Here is a 15,397-nt window from a genome sequence, read left to right as displayed (position 1 = left end):
TTTGGGCGCAACGCCGCCGGCACAACGGGGGCACGAGCCCCGGTGGGAACCGGCCCGGGCGCCCCGCCCGGCGCCCGACGCAGCGCCCCCCGGCGCGCCACCGGCTGAGGGACAACCCCCAGGCGAGGCTGCGCCGCCTGAAGGCGCTCCCGGCGGGGCGCCGGGCGGGGCGCCCGGGCAGGTTCCCACCGGGGATCGTGCCACCGTTGTGCAGGCGGCGTTGAGCCAAGTCGGATCGTCCTACGTGTGGGGCGGCGCCTCGCCGGGCGCATTCGACTGCTCCGGACTGGTGATGTGGGCCTTCCAGCAGGCCGGCATTTCACTGCCGCACTCCAGCCAGGCGCTGGCCCACGGCGGTCAACCGGTAGCGCTGTCGGACCTGCAGCCCGGTGACGTGCTGACCTTCTACTCGGACGCGTCGCATGCCGGCATCTACGTCGGCGACGGGATGATGATCCACTCCTCCACCTACGGAGTGCCGGTGCGGGTAGTACCGATGAACTCCTCCGGCCCGATCTACGACGCGCGCCGCTACTAGACGCCTCGTCGCTAAGCGCCTTCGCCGGTGGTCGCCACTGCTGGCTTGTTTGTTGGTGGGCGAGCTGATCGCTGCCGTGGTCGTGGCGGTGCATCCGGTGCCTTCACACCCCGGGCACGGGCCGTTGGCCCTCGGCGACCGCACGGTCCGGTTGATCGATCTCGGCGGAACCGATGCCGAACGCCTGCTGTCCCGCATCGCGTCGAACATCGGCGTCGCGGTCGACAAGGTCGAGGCCTTCTGGGGCACCGACTGGTCCCGCGAGATTTCGGTTGTGGCCGTCGGCTCGGATGAACAGTTTCGCGCTGCCGCCGGCGGCGGCCCGGCATCGCAGTGGGCCGATATCGCCGCGGTCACGGTCGTGGATCGCATTGATCCCGCTCACCGGGTCGCGGTGAACCAGCGGATGGTGTTCGCGCCGGGCGCGGTCAATATGAGCGAAACCGCGCTGCGAATAGTGTTGGCGCACGAGCTTTTCCATTATGCGGCAAGAGTAGACACCGCCGTGGACGCACCGCGCTGGCTGACCGAAGGGGTAGCCGATTTCGTCGCCCGGCCGCAGACCGCGTTGCCTGTCGACGCTTTGTCGGTTGCGCAGGCACTGCCGTCGGACGCCGATCTGGACGCGCCCGGGCCGGAGCGATCACTGGCTTACGACCGCGCATGGTGGTTCGCCCGGTTCATCGCCGACACCTACGGCACTGCGAAGTTGCGCGCGCTCTACCTGGCCACCTGCGGAGTGGGGCACACCGACCTGTCCACCGCCGTTCGCGACGTGCTGGGCATCGACCCCGGAGATCTGGTCACGGCGTGGAACCGGTGGCTGACGCGTTGACCACCGGCTAGCCTCACCCGAGTGAGCCGGGTCCTGCTGGTAACCAACGACTTTCCGCCCCGACGCGGCGGCATCCAGTCCTACCTGGGTGAGTTCGTCAGCCGGCTGGTCGCCGCCCGGTCCCACGACGTGACGGTCTATGCACCGCAATGGAAGGGCGCCGACGCGTTCGACGACTTGGCCCGCGAGACCGGTTATCGCGTGGTGCGCCATCCCGGCACGCTCATGCTGCCCGGCCCCGCCGTCGACGGCCGCATGCGCCGGCTGATCGCCGACGAGGCGATCGACACCGTCTGGTTCGGCGCGGCCGCGCCGCTGGCCCTGCTGAGTCAGCGTGCCCGCCAGGCGGGCGCCACCCGGGTGCTGGCCAGCACCCACGGCCACGAAGTGGGCTGGTCGATGCTGCCGGTCGCGCGGTCGGTGCTGCGCCGTATCGGAGATCAGACCGACGTCGTGACCTTCGTGAGCCGCTACACGCGGTCTCGGTTCGCGCCGGCCTTTGGACCCGCGGCGTCACTGGAATACCTGCCGCCCGGAGTGGACACCGACCGGTTCCGTCCCGATCCGGCCGCACGCGCAGAACTGCGCGCCCGCTACGGATTGGGGGACCGGCCCACCGTGGTGTGCGTGTCGCGGCTGGTGCCGCGCAAAGGCCAGGACGTACTGATCAAGGCGTTGCCCTCGATCCGGCGGCGCGTGGACGGAGCCGCGCTGGTGATCGTCGGCGGCGGACCGTATCTGGACACCCTGCGCAAGCTGGCGCGCGAATGCGAAGTGGCCGACCACGTCACGTTCACCGGCGGTGTGATGACCGCGGAGCTGCCGCCCCACCACGCGTTGGCCGATGTGTTCGCCATGCCATGCCGTACCCGGGGTGCAGGCATGGACGTCGAAGGGTTGGGCATCGTCTTCCTGGAGGCCTCGGCCACCGGCGTACCCGTGATCGCCGGTGAGTCGGGTGGAGCCCCAGAAGCGGTGCAGCACAACAAGACCGGGCTGATTGTCGACGGCCGCTCGGTGGAGAACGTCGCCGACGCCGTCGCAAAGTTGCTCGCCGACCCCGACCGGGCCGCCGCGATGGGCGCCGCCGGGCGGGAATGGGTGACGTCCCAGTGGCGCTGGGACATGCTGGCCGCCCGGCTGGGTGACCTCCTGCGCGGCGATCAGTCCTTGGTGTAGATGGCCTCGATATCGGAGGCAAACTTCTCCGCTACCACGTTGCGCTTGACCTTCATCGTCGGTGTCAGCTCGCCGGTGTCCTCGGTGAAGTCGACCGGCAGAATGCGGAACTTGCGGATCGACTCGGCGTGCGACACCTGCTGGTTGGCCTGCTTGACCGCCGCATCCACCTCGGCCACCAGGTCCGGGTCGGTGGCCAGGTCGCCCACCGACGCACCGGAGGACTTGCTGTTGCGCTGCTTCCACCCGTCGAACGCCTCGGGATCGATGGTGATCAGCGCGCCGATGAACGGCTTGTTGTCCCCGACCACCATCGCCTGGCTGATCAAGGGATGGCTCCGCAGCTGGTCCTCCAGCACGGCAGGGGCGACGTTTTTGCCGCCGGCGGTGACGATCAGCTCTTTCTTGCGTCCGGTGATGGTCAAGAAGCCTTCGTCGTCGACGGCGCCCAAATCACCGGTCCGGAACCAGCCGTCAGTGAATGCCTCCTCGGTGGCCTGGTCGTTCTTCCAGTAGCCGGTGAAGACCACACCGCCACGCACCAACAGCTCCTTGTCGTCGTCGGCGATGCGCAGGCTGTTGCCGGGAACCAGCTTCCCCACGGTCCCGATCTTCAGCGCGCCGATCTGGTTGACGGTGATCGCGGCACTGGTCTCGGTCAGGCCGTAGCCCTCGTAGATGGTCACGCCCACACCGCGGAAGAAGTGGCCCAGCCGCGCACCCAGGGGCGCGCCGCCCGACACCGCGGCGTGGCAGTCGCCGCCGAGCGCCTCGCGCAGCTTGTGGTAGACGAGTCGGTCGAACAGCGCATGCTTGGCACGCAACACCAAGCCCGGCTTGCCACCGTCGTGGGCGCGGCTCCAGTCGACCGCGGCCTGCGCGGCCTTCTTGAAAATCGGACCCTTGCCCTCGTTGGAGGCCTTCTGCTCGGCGGTGTTGTACACCTTCTCGAACACCCGCGGCACCGACACCACCACCGTGGGCTTGAACACCGCGAACAGCGGCAGCAGGTTCTTGATGTCGCTGGTGAATCCGACCGTCACCTTGCTGGCGAAGGCGGACAGGGTGAGTGCCCGGGCCAGTACGTGCGCCAGCGGCAGGAACACCAGCAACCGCTCGCCCTCGCGCAACAGCGTCGGCAGGCATTCCTGGGTGCCCCGGATCTCGTAAAGGAGGTTGGCATGGGTGAGCTGGCAGCCCTTGGGGCGCCCGGTGGTGCCCGACGTGTAGATCAGCGTCGCCGCGTGCTCGGAACGCAGCCCGTCCTGCCGCGCGGTCAGCTCGGCCTCGTCGACCGAGGCACCCTCCTCGGCGAGCTGGTCGAGCGCCTTGGGGCCCGATCCGTCGATGTGCAGCACGCGGCGCAGTTCGGGCAGGTCGCCGGCGAGCTCGGCGATCATCGCGGCGTGCGCGTCGGTTTCGGCACAGGCCAGCACGGCCGCGGAGTTCTGCAGCACCCAGCGCACCTGCTCGGCCGACGACGTCTCATAGATCGGCACGGTGACGCCGCCAACGGCCAGGATCGCGAGGTCGAGGATCGCCCATTCATAGCGGGTGGCCGAAAAGATGGACACCCGGTCGCCGGCCTGCACCCCCAGGGCGATCAAACCCAGTGCTGCGGAACGAATTTGGCGTGCCGCTTCGGCGCACGTGACGTCGGTCCATTCGCCGTCGATCAGGCGCTGATAGATGACGAAGTCGGGATCGTCGCGCTCGTGCTCGAAGACCACGGCCGCGACGTTGTCGCGCTCGTCGACCGAAAAGCGGGCAGGGGCACTTAACTCAGGCACTGGAATAACCTCGCTTGACCTCGTGTGATGTTGCCGGTTGCCGGCTTGCTGCCGCCAGCCTAATCCGAGTGTCTGGATAGCACTGAGGCGAGCGGCCGCAGCGGCGCAATGGTGTGCAAAGCTGAAACGATGAACAGCATCCAGATCGCGGACGAGACATTCGTCGCGGCCGACGGCGCGCGGGTCAACGCTGCCATCGCAGATCGCGCGAGCTGGCGCCGGTGGTGGCCGGACCTGCGGCTGCAGGTCGTCGACGATCGTGCTGAAAAGGGCATTCGCTGGTCGGTGACCGGCGCGTTGACGGGCACCATGGAGGTCTGGCTGGAGCCGTCGCTGGATGGGGTCGTGCTGCACTACTTCCTGCATGCAGAACCGTCCGGTGTGGCCGCCTGGCAGCTGGCAAAGATGAATTTGGCCAAGATGACACATCAGCGTCGAGTGGCCGGGAAAAAAATGGCATTCGAGGTGAAGACAACCCTGGAACGCTCGCGTCCGGTGGGTACTTCTCCGGTAGGTTAACCGGGTCGGCAATGCCCGGGGTCGACCGCGCGGGAGAGAGGTAAGTAGCCAGGTGGCGGAGAAGACGACGCAGAAGATTTTCATCAATGCCGATCCGAGCACCGTGTTGGAAGTGATCGCCGACATCGATACCTATCCGGAATGGATCTCGGAGTACAAAGAAGCCGAAGTGCAGCAACGCGGCGACGACGGATATCCGAAAGTCGTGCGGTTCGTGATGGACGCCGGCGTCATCAAAGACACGATGGTCATGTCCTACACCTGGCCGGAAGACCGCAAATCGCTGAGCTGGACCCTGGTCTCCAGTTCGCTGCTGAAGTCGCTTGAGGGCTCGTATCACTTGGCGCCCAAGGACTCTGGCACGGAGGTCACCTACGCGCTCACCGTCGACCTCGCCATCCCGATGATCGGGATGCTCAAGCGCAAGGCCGAACGCAGGCTGACCGACACCGCTTTGAAGGATCTGAAGAAACGAGTTGAGGGCTGAGTGATTCGAGCGAATTCGGGCAGCCGTCCCGCGCCCGGATCAGTCTCTTCGTCGGCAAGGGCGGGGTAGGCAAATCCACCCTGGCGTCGGCCACCGCCGTCCGTGATGCGAGCGGGGGCCGACGGGTCCTGCTGGTGTCCACCGACCAGGCTCATTCGCTGGGCGACGTGTTGGGCGTCGCAGTACCGCCGACCGGCTGCGGCGATCCTGTTCGGGTACTCGTCGACTTCGAAACCGGGCAAGCCGACGCTGGCGGGTTTCTCGACGCGCTGGCGCTGGACACGCTGGCCCTGCTCGAGACGCGGTGGCGCGATGTGGTTGACACACTGGACCGCCGATTCCCCGAATCCGAGTTGAGCAGCATTGCCCCGGAAGAGCTTTCGGCACTCCCGGGTATCCAGGAGGTGCTCGGCCTGCACGCCGTGGGCGAACTCGCGGCGGCCGGGCGGTGGGATCGCATCGTGGTCGACTGCGCCTCCACCGCGGACGCGCTGCGGATGCTGACCCTGCCCGCCACCTTCGCGCTGTACGTGGAACGCGCCTGGCCGCGACACCGCCGGCTTTCCGTCGGCGCCGACGATCCCCGGTCGGCCGCGATCGTGGAACTGCTGGAGCGCACCAGCGCCAGCGTCGAGCGGCTCAGTGCCCTGCTGACCGACGGCGACCTGGTGAGCGCGCATCTTGTGCTGACGCCCGAACGGGTGGTCGCCGCCGAGGCGACACGCACGCTGGGTTCACTGGCGCTGATGGGCGTTCGGGTCGAAGAGCTGATCGTGAATCAGGTTCTGCTGCGCGACGAGTCCTACGAGTACCGCAACCTGCCTGACCATCCGGCGTTCTACTGGTACGCCGAACGCATCTCCGAACAACGTTCTGTGCTCGCCGAACTCGACACCACCATCGGGGACGTGGCGCTGGTGCTGACGCCACACCTGGCCGGTGAGCCGATCGGCCCGAAGGCGCTGGGCGAGCTGCTCGACGGTGCCCGTCGGCGTGGCGGAGCCGCCCCGCCGGGCCCGTTGCGGCCTATTGTGGACTTGGAATCCGGGTCGGGGCTTGCGTCCGTGTATCGAATGCGGGTCGCGTTGCCCCAACTCGATCCGGGCGCGCTGACACTGGGCCGGGTCGACGACGACCTGATCATCAGTTCCGGCGGGCTGCGGCGCAGGGTTCGTTTGGCGTCCGTATTACGGCGGTGTACGGTGCTGGACGCGCATCTGCGGGGCAGTGAGCTCACAATTCGTTTTCAACCAGATCCGGAGGTGTGGCCGAAGTGAATGGGGCACATCCCGACCTCGGTCCCGAGCTGCGCCGGCTTGCCCAAGCGCTGCTGAACGGGATCGACCCCGCGCTGCGTTCGGCGGCCACGCTGGCGTCAGCGGCGGGCTCGGCGAATTCGACGGGCGAGCAAGGCAAATGCCAGCAGGTGTGGTGCCCCGTGTGTGCGCTCGCGGCGTTGGTCAACGGCGAACAGCATCCGCTGGTGACCGTCATCGCCGACCACAGCGTCGCTCTGCTGGACACGATCCGCTCGATTGTCGACGACATGGACCGGCCGCAGAACCTTCCGCCAGACGAGCAGGCGGAGGCCGTCACCACCAACGGAAGCGAGCCCGACAAGCCCGCCGTCAAGACTCGTTACCAGCCCATCCCTGTCACTGTCGAGGAGTGAGCGGCCCGGCTCCGAGGTGGTCGGAGTCGTCACACATGGGTACAGTTGGACACCATCGAGTGTGGGTGAGAGGGAGGGCCATGTGGTACTGGCTATTCAAGTACATCTTCATGGGCCCACTGCTCTCCCTGCTTGGACGGCCGAAAGTCGAAGGCCTGGAACATGTTCCGAATTCCGGCCCGGCGATACTCGCAAGTAACCACTTGGCGGTCGCCGACAGCTTCTTTCTGCCGCTGGTGGTTCGGCGCCGGATAACGTTTCTGGCGAAGGCCGAATACTTCACCGGCACCGGCCTGAAAGGCTGGTTCACCCGCTGGTTCTATACCGTCGCGGGCCAGGTGCCGATCGACCGCAGCGACGCCGATGCCGCACAGGCGGCGCTGACCACCGCCGAGCGGTTGCTGGAGCAGGGCAAGCTACTGGGCATGTATCCCGAGGGCACCCGTTCGCCCGACGGCCGCTTGTACAAGGGCAAGACCGGGCTGGCGCGGCTGGCCCTGCAAACCGGGGTTCCGGTGATCCCCGTTGCGATGATCGGCACCAACGTCGTCAACCCGCCCGGCAGCAAGATGTGGCGGTTCGGGCGGGTGACCGTCCGGTTCGGCGAACCGATGGACTTCTCCCGCTTCGAGGGGCTGGCCGGCAACCGTTTCATCGAGCGGGCCGTCACCGACGAGGTGATCTACGAACTGATGGGACTGTCCGGTCAGGAGTACGTCGACATCTACGCCGCCACCGTCAAGGACGGCGGCAACGACTCTTCCGGGCAGGGATCGAACAGCGAAGCAACCCGGATTCCGGAGACCGCCGCGGGCTAGTCCGGTCTCGATCAGCCGACGGCCGGGACGGGCGTCAGTTCAGGCGCGGTGGCCTGCTGCGAAGCTGCCCGGGCGCTGACTGTGACCCCGACGACGACGATGAACGCCAACGCCCACCACACGTAGGACATCCCCAGCAGCTGACGCCACCAGTTCGCGGTTGCCTCGTGATGTTTGGGGAGCAAGTCGATTGGCGTCCACCTCATCAGCGCCACTCCGACGACGCTGAGCACGGCCAGTGCCACGTTGCGGCGCCGCCACGCCAATACGGCCGTCACCAACACGGCCGGCAGTACCCACACCCAGTGATGCGACCACGACACGGGTGAAACCACCAACCCGAACAGGGCGACACAAATCAGCGCCAAAGCCGGCTCACCGGCCCGCAGCACCCGCTGCATCGCCCATACCGTGATGGCGAGCACCAGCAGGCATGCGCCCGCCCACAGCAGGAAGCGTTCCTGCTCTCCGAGCCCGAGCCGGGCGAGCGCGCCCGCGATGTTCTGATCGGTGTTCAGCGCCGCGTCGCCGATCCGTGCGGTGTTGCGCGCCGTGTGAGTCCAGTACTCCCACGAGTCGCGCCACGCCAGCGCGAAGCCGACCAGCGTCGCGGCCACGAAAGACGCCAGGGCGGTCAGAGCCGCCCGGCCGTCGCGACGCAGCAGGAAATACAGCAGGAACACCGCAGGGGTGAGTTTCAGCGCTATTCCCAAGCCGAGCAGCAGACCGCGGGGCCACGGCGTGTGCCGTGGCAGGCAGTCGGCGATCACCAGGGTCATCAGCACGACGTTGATTTGACCGAAGGCGAAGTTGGAGCTGATCGGCTCGAGCCACAGGGTCGCCGGCGCCACGATGATCACCGCCAGCCACAGCCGGCGCAACCAGGCCGGCCCGGGCAGGACGTTCGAGCTCGCCCAGACGTCGAGGCGGGTCAGCACGATGGTCGTCGAGACAATCAGCAGCAGCAACGTCAACAGCGTGATCGCGACGCTGGCCGCCGGCATGTGCAGCCACGCGAATGGACAAAACGCGATAGCCGCCAGCGGGGGATAGGTGAACGGCAGCTTCAACCCGATGGGTGTGTTGAACAGCACATCGCCCGTGTACAGCGGATGTCCGTCCAGCCAGGCTTGACCACCCATCTGATAGATGTCGATGTCGATGCGGTAGGGCGTGTGCCAGAACAATGTCCAGGCCACGTAACCCAGCGCCGCGGCAGCCGGCACCCAGAGCAGCCAAAACCACCAGACTCGTCCGCGGCTGCTGTCAGGAGAGCCCACGTCGGGCGCCTGCGAGTTACTCATGTCGCGAACAAGCCTAATGGTTGACGCGCCGGTGATCGTCGGAGCAGCGCGGCTCCCGCCTCGTGTCGACATCTGGGCGTAGCTTTTTGGGGGTGTTCCGTTGGTTTCAACACGACATCGTCGACCGTGGCCGCCTGCCCCTGTTGTGCTGCCTGATCGCCTTCATCCTGACCTTCTTCGTCACGCGAACTTTCGTGCGGTTCATCCGCCGTCGCACCGACAACGGCGCGCCGGCGCGCTGGTGGCAGCCGCGAAACATCCACATCGCCTCGATACACATCCACCACGTGGCGTTCGGTGTGGTCCTGGTGATGATTTCCGGGCTGACGCTGGTGTCGCTGTCCGTCAACGGGCAGGAACCCGAATTCACCGCGGCGGCCGTCCTTTTCGGAATCGGCGCGGCACTGGTTCTCGACGAGTACGCGTTGATCCTGCACCTGTCCGACGTGTACTGGGAGGAGGACGGGCGAACCTCGGTGGACGCCGTGTTCGCCGCGGTCGCCGTGGCGGGGCTGTTGATCCTGGGCCTGCATCCGCTGATGTTCTTGCTGCCGATCTGGAACGACACCCGTTCGGTGGGGCTGCACCTGGCGCTGCTGGCCGGGCTGGTGCTGACGCTGCCGCTGGCCATTGTGGTGCTCTTCAAAGGGAAGTTGTGGACCGGCCTGCTGGGCATGTTCCTGGTGGTGCTGCTGGTCATCGGCGCGATCCGGCTGTCGCGTCCACACGCTCCGTGGGCCCGGTGGCGATACTCTGACCAACCGGACAAGATGCGCCGTGCCCTGGAGCGGGAGCGCAGATGGCGTCGACCCGTGGTGCGGGCCAAGCTGGCCGTGCAGTGCCTGATCGCCGGTACTCCGCGCTTGCCCGACGAGCGCACAGTGGACGCCCAGCTGGACCAGGATGTGCATCCGGCGCCGCCCCCTGAACCCGTTGGCGCCGGCTTGCCGGACTAGGGTGCGCCCGTGCGGTACTTCTATGACACCGAGTTCATCGAGGACGGCCGCACGATCGACCTGATCTCGATCGGGGTGGTCGCCGAGGACGGCCGCGAGTATTACGCCGTGTCCACCGAATTCGATCCCGAACGGGCCGGCAGCTGGGTGCGCGCCCACGTGCTGCCCAAGCTGCCGCCGCCGGCCTCGCAGTTGTGGCGCTCGCGCAAGCAGATTCGCGAGGAACTGGAGGAATTCTTCGGCGTCGACGACACCGACCCGATCGAGCTGTGGGCCTGGGTCGGCGCCTACGACCATGTCGCGCTGTGTCAGTTGTGGGGGACGATGCCCGAATTGCCGCGGACGATTCCTCGCTTCACCCGCGACCTGCGGCAATTGTGGGAGGACCGGGGGTGCCCCCGGATGCCACCGCGGTCGCGCAATGTCCACGACGCGCTGGTGGATGCTCGGGATCAGTTGCGCCGGTTCCGAATCATCACCTCGGGCGACGAAGCGAAGCAGACGGGCGATCCCCGGTGATGTCGCGGCGACGTTCGCCCTGATCAGCCGTCACGCTATGGTTCAGGACCCGGTTACCATGGACCGATGAACTGGACAGTCGACATACCGATCGACCAGCTGCCGCCACTGCCGCCGCTGCCGGCCGACCTGCGTGCCCGGCTGGACGCCGCGCTGGCCAAGCCCGCCGCGCAACAACCGTCGTGGGACCCCGACCAAGCCGCGGCGATGCGCACTGTGCTGGAAAGTGTGCCGCCGGTGACCGTGCCGTCCGAGATCGTCCGGCTGCAGGAACAGCTGGCTCAAGTCGCCCGGGGCGAGGCGTTCCTGCTGCAGGGCGGCGACTGCGCTGAGACATTCACCGACAACACAGAGCCGCACATCCGGGGCAATATCCGCACCCTGCTGCAGATGGCTGTGGTGCTGACTTACGGCTCAAGCATGCCTGTGGTCAAAGTGGCCCGCATTGCGGGTCAGTACGCCAAGCCACGATCGGCGGACATCGACGCGCTGGGCTTGAAGTCCTACCGCGGCGACATGATCAACGGCTTTGCCCCGGACGCCACGGCGCGCCAGCACGATCCGTCACGGCTGGTCCGTGCGTACGCGAACGCCAGCGCCGCGATGAACCTGGTACGTGCGCTGACGTCGTCGGGTTTTTCGTCGTTGCACCTGGTGCACGACTGGAACCGGGAATTCGTGCGGACCTCGCCGGCCGGCGCCCGGTATGAGGCTCTGGCCACCGAGATCGACCGGGGACTGCGTTTCATGAGTGCCTGCGGGGTGGCCGACCGCAATCTGCAAACCGCCGAAATCTACGCCAGCCACGAGGCTTTGGTGCTCGACTACGAGCGCTCCATGCTGCGGCTGGCGGATGACCCCGAGGGCCCCAAGCTCTACGACCTGTCGGCGCATACCGTGTGGATCGGCGAACGCACCCGCCAGCTCGACGGGGCACACGTCGCGTTCGCCGAGGTGATCGCCAACCCGATCGGCGTCAAAATCGGCCCGACCATGACCCCGGAGCTCGCTGTCGAGTACGTCGAGCGGCTCGACCCGCACAACAAGCCGGGTCGCCTCACCCTGGTGAGCAGGCTGGGCAACAACAAGGTGCGCGACGTGCTACCGCCGATCATCGAGAAGGTCCAGGCCACCGGCCACCAGGTGATCTGGCAGTGTGACCCGATGCACGGCAACACCCACGAGTCGTCGAACGGTTACAAGACCCGGCATTTCGACCGCATCGTCGACGAAGTGCAGGGGTTCTTCGAGGTGCACCGTGCGCTGGGCACCCACCCGGGCGGCATCCACGTCGAGATCACCGGTGAAAACGTCACCGAGTGTCTTGGTGGCGCGCAAGACATTTCGGACACCGACCTGGTCGGCCGCTATGAGACCGCGTGCGACCCGCGGCTGAATACCCAGCAGTCGCTCGAATTGGCCTTCCTGGTCGCCGAGATGCTGCGCGATTAAGGTCTGCTCGCCCTACAAGAGGCCGGCCAGGTTGGCCCCGATCGTCCAGGCCGCCGTCGCGACCAGGCCGGTGATCGCCACGACGATCGCCACCCAGATCAACACCATGCGCCGGCCATGCTGTCGCACCCAGACCAATTCGTCCAGTGCGACACCGCCGAATTGTTCTGGAACCGCATCGGATTCGGATTCGCCGGGCTCTGGCTCGAGCTCGGCGGCAGTTTCCGGGTCGGACCATTCTTCGGGTCCCCGGGTGAACTGACGCGTGGCGTGCAGCGGCGGCTTGCCGGGTGGCTTACCGGACGACGCCGGCGGCGGCTGCGCGCTGTCCCGGCGTGCGGCAACTCGGGTGTGATGCAGCGCCGCCGAACGGTGCTGAGCGGAGTTGCGCGGAGCCGGCACCCGGAAATTCGGCAACCCCAATTCCTCGGCGATTTCGTCCACCTCGGCGCCCATCTCAATGGCATCGGCGTATCGGTGGGCGGGATCTCGGGCGGTTGCGCGCGCCACCAGCTCGTCGAACTCGGGTGGCACGCCGTCGATCACCGCGCTGGCGCGGGGCACGTCGTTGTCCAGTCGCTGGTAGGCGATCGACAACGGCGTATCGCCGGTGAACGGCGTAACCCCTGTCAGCAACTCATAGGTGAGGATGCCAACGGAGTAGACGTCGCTGCGCAGACCGGCACTGCCATCGCGAACCTGCTCGGGGGACAAGTAGGCCGCGGTGCCCAGGATGACGCTGGCGGACGTGATGCCGGCGGCCGCGACCGCGCGCACCAGCCCGAAATCGGCGATCTTGATCTCGCCGTCGTCGGAGATCAGCACGTTTTCTGGCTTGATGTCGCGGTGTACCAGGCCGGCGCGGTGTGCGGCGGCCACCCCGCCCAGCACCGAGCGAAGCACCGCCGCGACGGCGTGCGGCGGCATCGGGCCGCGTTCATTCAGCAACTCACGCAGGGTTCCGCCCTCGACGAGCTCCATCACCAGAAACGGGTGCCGGCCGTCCAGACCCTGGTCGTAGACCGCGACCACTGCGGGATGCTTCAGCCGGGCGACGGTACGGGCCTCCAATTGGAATCGGGTCAGGAACTGCTCGTCGCCGGCGTACCGCGAGTCCATCACCTTCAGCGCGACCGGGCGGTCGAGCCGCACGTCGACGCCGCGGTACACCGTGGACATGCCGCCGCTGGCGATCTTGGTGTGCACCAGGTAACGACCGTCCAGGTAGGTGTCTTCCAACGGGTCCACGGTGCCTGGTCGAGCCACGGGGTCATCGTAGGTGCGGCGTTGGAGTTTGGGGCACGCCAGAGCCTGGAAAGTAGCGTCGAAAAGCCCCATCCCGGCTGCGTACCAGGATTTACACTGGCGAAGTGGGCAGCATTCCGGCCGGCGACGACGTATTGGACCCCGACGAGCCAACGTACGATCTGCCCAGAGTGGCTCAGCTGCTCGGCGTGCCGGTCAGCAAGGTGCAACAACAGCTACGGGAAGGCCATCTGGTCGCGGTGCGGCGCGGGGGCGGCGTTGTGGTGCCCCAGGTGTTCTTCACCAATTCCGGTCACGTCGTGAAGAGCCTGCCGGGGTTGTTGACCATCCTGCACGACGGCGGCTACCGCGACACCGAGATCGTGCGCTGGCTGTTCACCCCGGACCCCTCGTTGACGGTCACCCGCGACGGCAGCCGGGACGCGATGTGCAACGCCCGGCCGGTCGACGCGCTGCATGCCCACCAGGCTCGTGAAGTGGTGCGCCGCGCCCAGGCGATGGCTTATTAAGGGCCTGTTAGGGCGAGCCGCTCGCCCGTTCTGCGGCTGCTGACACTTCTGGGGCATTTACGGCGCGCTGATCCTCGGTTCGGTGCAGCGCATACCAGGCGGCCAGGGCGCACCCGGTGGCCAGCGAGAAGTGCAGCCACGAATACATTCCGTGTGATCCGTCGGGTTTGAAGATGACCATCACCCACGTGGACAGCCCGGCGATCGCGGCCATCGCCCGCTGCGACTGGGCCAGCGGGGCGGCTATCGCCAACGGCCACGAGTAGTACCAGGGCAGCGCGGCGGGAACGAACAGCACCACGATCACCATCGACCAGGCGATGCCGGTCAGAGCGGCCCGATCGTCGCGTCGGTACCACCACCACAACAATGGCAGCGACACCGCGATGATGCCGATGCCGACGAGGCGGGTCAGTCGCAGGGTGGTGTAAAAGTCGACCGCGAAAAACCCGCTGAAGACAGCGTGGATGACGTTGGCCACCGCAGTGGGGACGGTGAGCCAGTTGATGATCTTCACCGAGCCGGCCAGCGCGGTCAGCCAACCCAGGCCGACACCGGCGACCGCGGACAGCACCGCGAACACCAAAGCGAAAATCAGCAGCGAAATGGCGGCGGCCGCCAAAAACGCCTGCGCCGGTTGGTATTCCCGGCGTTCACGCAGGTGGCGCGCCCACACCCAGACCAGGAACGGCAACGCGATTCCGGCGGTCGCTTTGACGGCGATCGCGACCGTGAGCAGCATGATGCCCGCGACATTGCGACCGGCGAAGGTCAGCGCGATGCCGGCCGTCATCAACCCGACCATCAGCATTTCGTTATGCACGCCGCCCATCAAATGCATGAGCACCAGCGGGTTGAGAACGCAGATCCACAGGGCGGTCGGCCCGTCGGCGCCGAGGTGGTGGGCCAGCCGGGGAGTGGCCCAGATCAGCAGTGCCAGTCCGGGCAACATGCACAGCCGCAGCAGCATGGTTCCGGCCACCACATTGTTGCCGACGAGGATCGTGACGAACTTGGCCACCAGGATGAACGCCGGACCGTAGGGCGCGGTGGTGATGGTCCAAATGGGACTTACGTCGTCCAGCAACGAATTCGGGTTGCCGACCGGACCAACCGCATAGGGATCGAATCCGTCGCGCAGCAGTGCGCCCTGGGCCAGATACGAGTAGGTGTCGCGGCTGAAGACCGGGACCGAAAGCAGCAGCGGCGCCAACCAGAAGGCGGTGGTCGCCCGCATCACGAACTCGCTGGCATTGCCGGCCAGGACCAGCCGGCCCAGTCGCAGCCAGGCGATCAGCATCAGGCCTACGCCGACCCACAACAGGATCGACGACATCACCAGTCCGTGGCCGAACCGCAGCCAGGACAAGTGAATGGACTCCAGCAGGGGGTCGTGCTGGCGGGTGCTGCCGGCCCCCAGCCCGCCCACGGTGATCAGCGCCGAGCCCAGAAAACCCAATTTCGCCGGTCCGGCCTCCGGCGTTGCGGCAAACCCGTGCAATCGTGAAAAGTATTGCGCCAGAAAGTGTTGCGACGCCGTGTCGGTGGCCATC

16 protein-coding genes are annotated in these 15,397 nt (G+C 66.9%); 12 read left to right on the top strand and 4 right to left on the bottom strand.

Annotated elements, in window-relative coordinates; translation table 11 throughout:
* The 3 genes from A5791_RS07850 to pimB form a co-directional block, all read left to right on the top strand.
* Window positions 1–538: NlpC/P60 family protein (locus tag A5791_RS07850; protein ID WP_197504627.1), on the top strand; the 538-nt coding region annotated here is incomplete at its 5' end.
* A gap of 37 nt (window positions 539–575) precedes the next feature.
* Complete coding sequence (locus tag A5791_RS07845; protein WP_067233641.1) at window positions 576–1,373, top strand: hypothetical protein; 798 nt, start codon at window positions 576–578, stop codon at window positions 1,371–1,373.
* A 21-nt stretch (window positions 1,374–1,394) separates the two neighbouring features.
* Window positions 1,395–2,552 carry a GDP-mannose-dependent alpha-(1-6)-phosphatidylinositol monomannoside mannosyltransferase gene (pimB, locus tag A5791_RS07840; RefSeq protein ID WP_067233638.1) on the top strand — a complete coding sequence of 386 codons (1,158 nt, stop codon included), beginning with the start codon at window positions 1,395–1,397 and terminating at the stop codon, window positions 2,550–2,552.
* Here the strand turns inward: pimB and A5791_RS07835 are convergent.
* On the bottom strand, window positions 2,537–4,342 hold the full coding sequence (locus tag A5791_RS07835) for a long-chain fatty acid--CoA ligase (protein WP_067233635.1): 1,806 nt from the start codon (window positions 4,340–4,342) through the stop codon (window positions 2,537–2,539). The two genes, pimB and A5791_RS07835, sit on opposite strands and share 16 nt — an antisense overlap.
* A gap of 129 nt (window positions 4,343–4,471) precedes the next feature.
* On the opposite strand from A5791_RS07835, the gene A5791_RS07830 reads away from it, so the two are divergent.
* From A5791_RS07830 to A5791_RS07810, 5 genes are all read left to right on the top strand, one after another.
* Complete coding sequence (locus tag A5791_RS07830; protein ID WP_067233655.1) at window positions 4,472–4,861, top strand: polyketide cyclase / dehydrase and lipid transport; 390 nt, start codon at window positions 4,472–4,474, stop codon at window positions 4,859–4,861.
* Between the two features lie 52 nt (window positions 4,862–4,913).
* On the top strand, window positions 4,914–5,348 hold the full coding sequence (locus tag A5791_RS07825) for an SRPBCC family protein (RefSeq protein WP_067233633.1): 435 nt from the start codon (window positions 4,914–4,916) through the stop codon (window positions 5,346–5,348).
* Window positions 5,345–6,625: an ArsA family ATPase gene (locus A5791_RS07820; protein ID WP_082966809.1), complete on the top strand. Its 1,281-nt coding sequence runs from the start codon at window positions 5,345–5,347 to the stop codon at window positions 6,623–6,625. The genes A5791_RS07825 and A5791_RS07820 overlap by 4 nt, the downstream gene beginning before the upstream one ends.
* Complete coding sequence (locus A5791_RS07815; RefSeq protein WP_067233652.1) at window positions 6,622–7,020, top strand: hypothetical protein; 399 nt, start codon at window positions 6,622–6,624, stop codon at window positions 7,018–7,020. The genes A5791_RS07820 and A5791_RS07815 overlap by 4 nt, the downstream gene beginning before the upstream one ends.
* Before the next feature lie 80 nt (window positions 7,021–7,100).
* Window positions 7,101–7,838 (top strand): 1-acyl-sn-glycerol-3-phosphate acyltransferase, encoded by a 738-nt coding sequence (locus tag A5791_RS07810; RefSeq protein ID WP_067233628.1) that lies wholly within the window; start codon window positions 7,101–7,103, stop codon window positions 7,836–7,838.
* An 11-nt stretch (window positions 7,839–7,849) separates the two neighbouring features.
* Here the strand turns inward: A5791_RS07810 and A5791_RS07805 are convergent, their stop codons facing one another.
* Window positions 7,850–9,142: a glycosyltransferase 87 family protein gene (locus tag A5791_RS07805; RefSeq protein WP_067233625.1), complete on the bottom strand. Its 1,293-nt coding sequence runs from the start codon at window positions 9,140–9,142 to the stop codon at window positions 7,850–7,852.
* A gap of 86 nt (window positions 9,143–9,228) precedes the next feature.
* Between A5791_RS07805 and A5791_RS07800 the strand changes: the two genes are divergently transcribed.
* The 3 genes from A5791_RS07800 to A5791_RS07790 all read left to right on the top strand — a co-directional run bounded on the left by A5791_RS07800 (window position 9,229) and on the right by A5791_RS07790 (window position 12,069).
* Window positions 9,229–10,098 (top strand): hypothetical protein, encoded by an 870-nt coding sequence (locus A5791_RS07800; protein WP_156661063.1) that lies wholly within the window; start codon window positions 9,229–9,231, stop codon window positions 10,096–10,098.
* Window positions 10,099–10,107: 9 nt separating this feature from the next.
* Entirely contained in the window at window positions 10,108–10,617 is a 510-nt protein-coding gene (locus A5791_RS07795) for a polyadenylate-specific 3'-exoribonuclease AS (RefSeq protein WP_067233622.1), read from the top strand.
* A 66-nt stretch (window positions 10,618–10,683) separates the two neighbouring features.
* A complete protein-coding gene (locus A5791_RS07790; RefSeq protein ID WP_067233620.1) occupies window positions 10,684–12,069 on the top strand; it encodes a class II 3-deoxy-7-phosphoheptulonate synthase in 1,386 nt (461 codons plus the stop codon).
* A gap of 12 nt (window positions 12,070–12,081) precedes the next feature.
* Here A5791_RS07790 and A5791_RS07785 read toward each other — a convergent pair whose 3' ends face one another.
* The gene (locus A5791_RS07785) at window positions 12,082–13,248 is read right to left on the bottom strand and encodes a protein kinase (RefSeq protein WP_369828030.1); all 1,167 of its coding nucleotides are present in this window, start codon (window positions 13,246–13,248) and stop codon (window positions 12,082–12,084) included.
* A gap of 191 nt (window positions 13,249–13,439) precedes the next feature.
* On the opposite strand from A5791_RS07785, the gene A5791_RS07780 reads away from it, so the two are divergent.
* Entirely contained in the window at window positions 13,440–13,844 is a 405-nt protein-coding gene (locus tag A5791_RS07780; protein WP_067233618.1) for an Rv2175c family DNA-binding protein, read from the top strand.
* Window positions 13,845–13,851: 7 nt separating this feature from the next.
* Here the strand turns inward: A5791_RS07780 and A5791_RS07775 are convergent, their stop codons facing one another.
* Entirely contained in the window at window positions 13,852–15,396 is a 1,545-nt protein-coding gene (locus tag A5791_RS07775; protein ID WP_067233616.1) for an alpha-(1->6)-mannopyranosyltransferase A, read from the bottom strand.
* Between the last annotated feature and the right edge of the window lies 1 nt (window position 15,397).

It is taken from the genome of Mycobacterium sp. 852002-51163_SCH5372311, from assembly GCF_001667115.1.
In the GTDB taxonomy this organism is placed as follows: Bacteria; Actinomycetota; Actinomycetes; order Mycobacteriales; family Mycobacteriaceae; genus Mycobacterium.
Note: the sequence above shows the minus strand (reverse complement) of the source record. Positions and strands in the feature narration are given on the sequence as shown.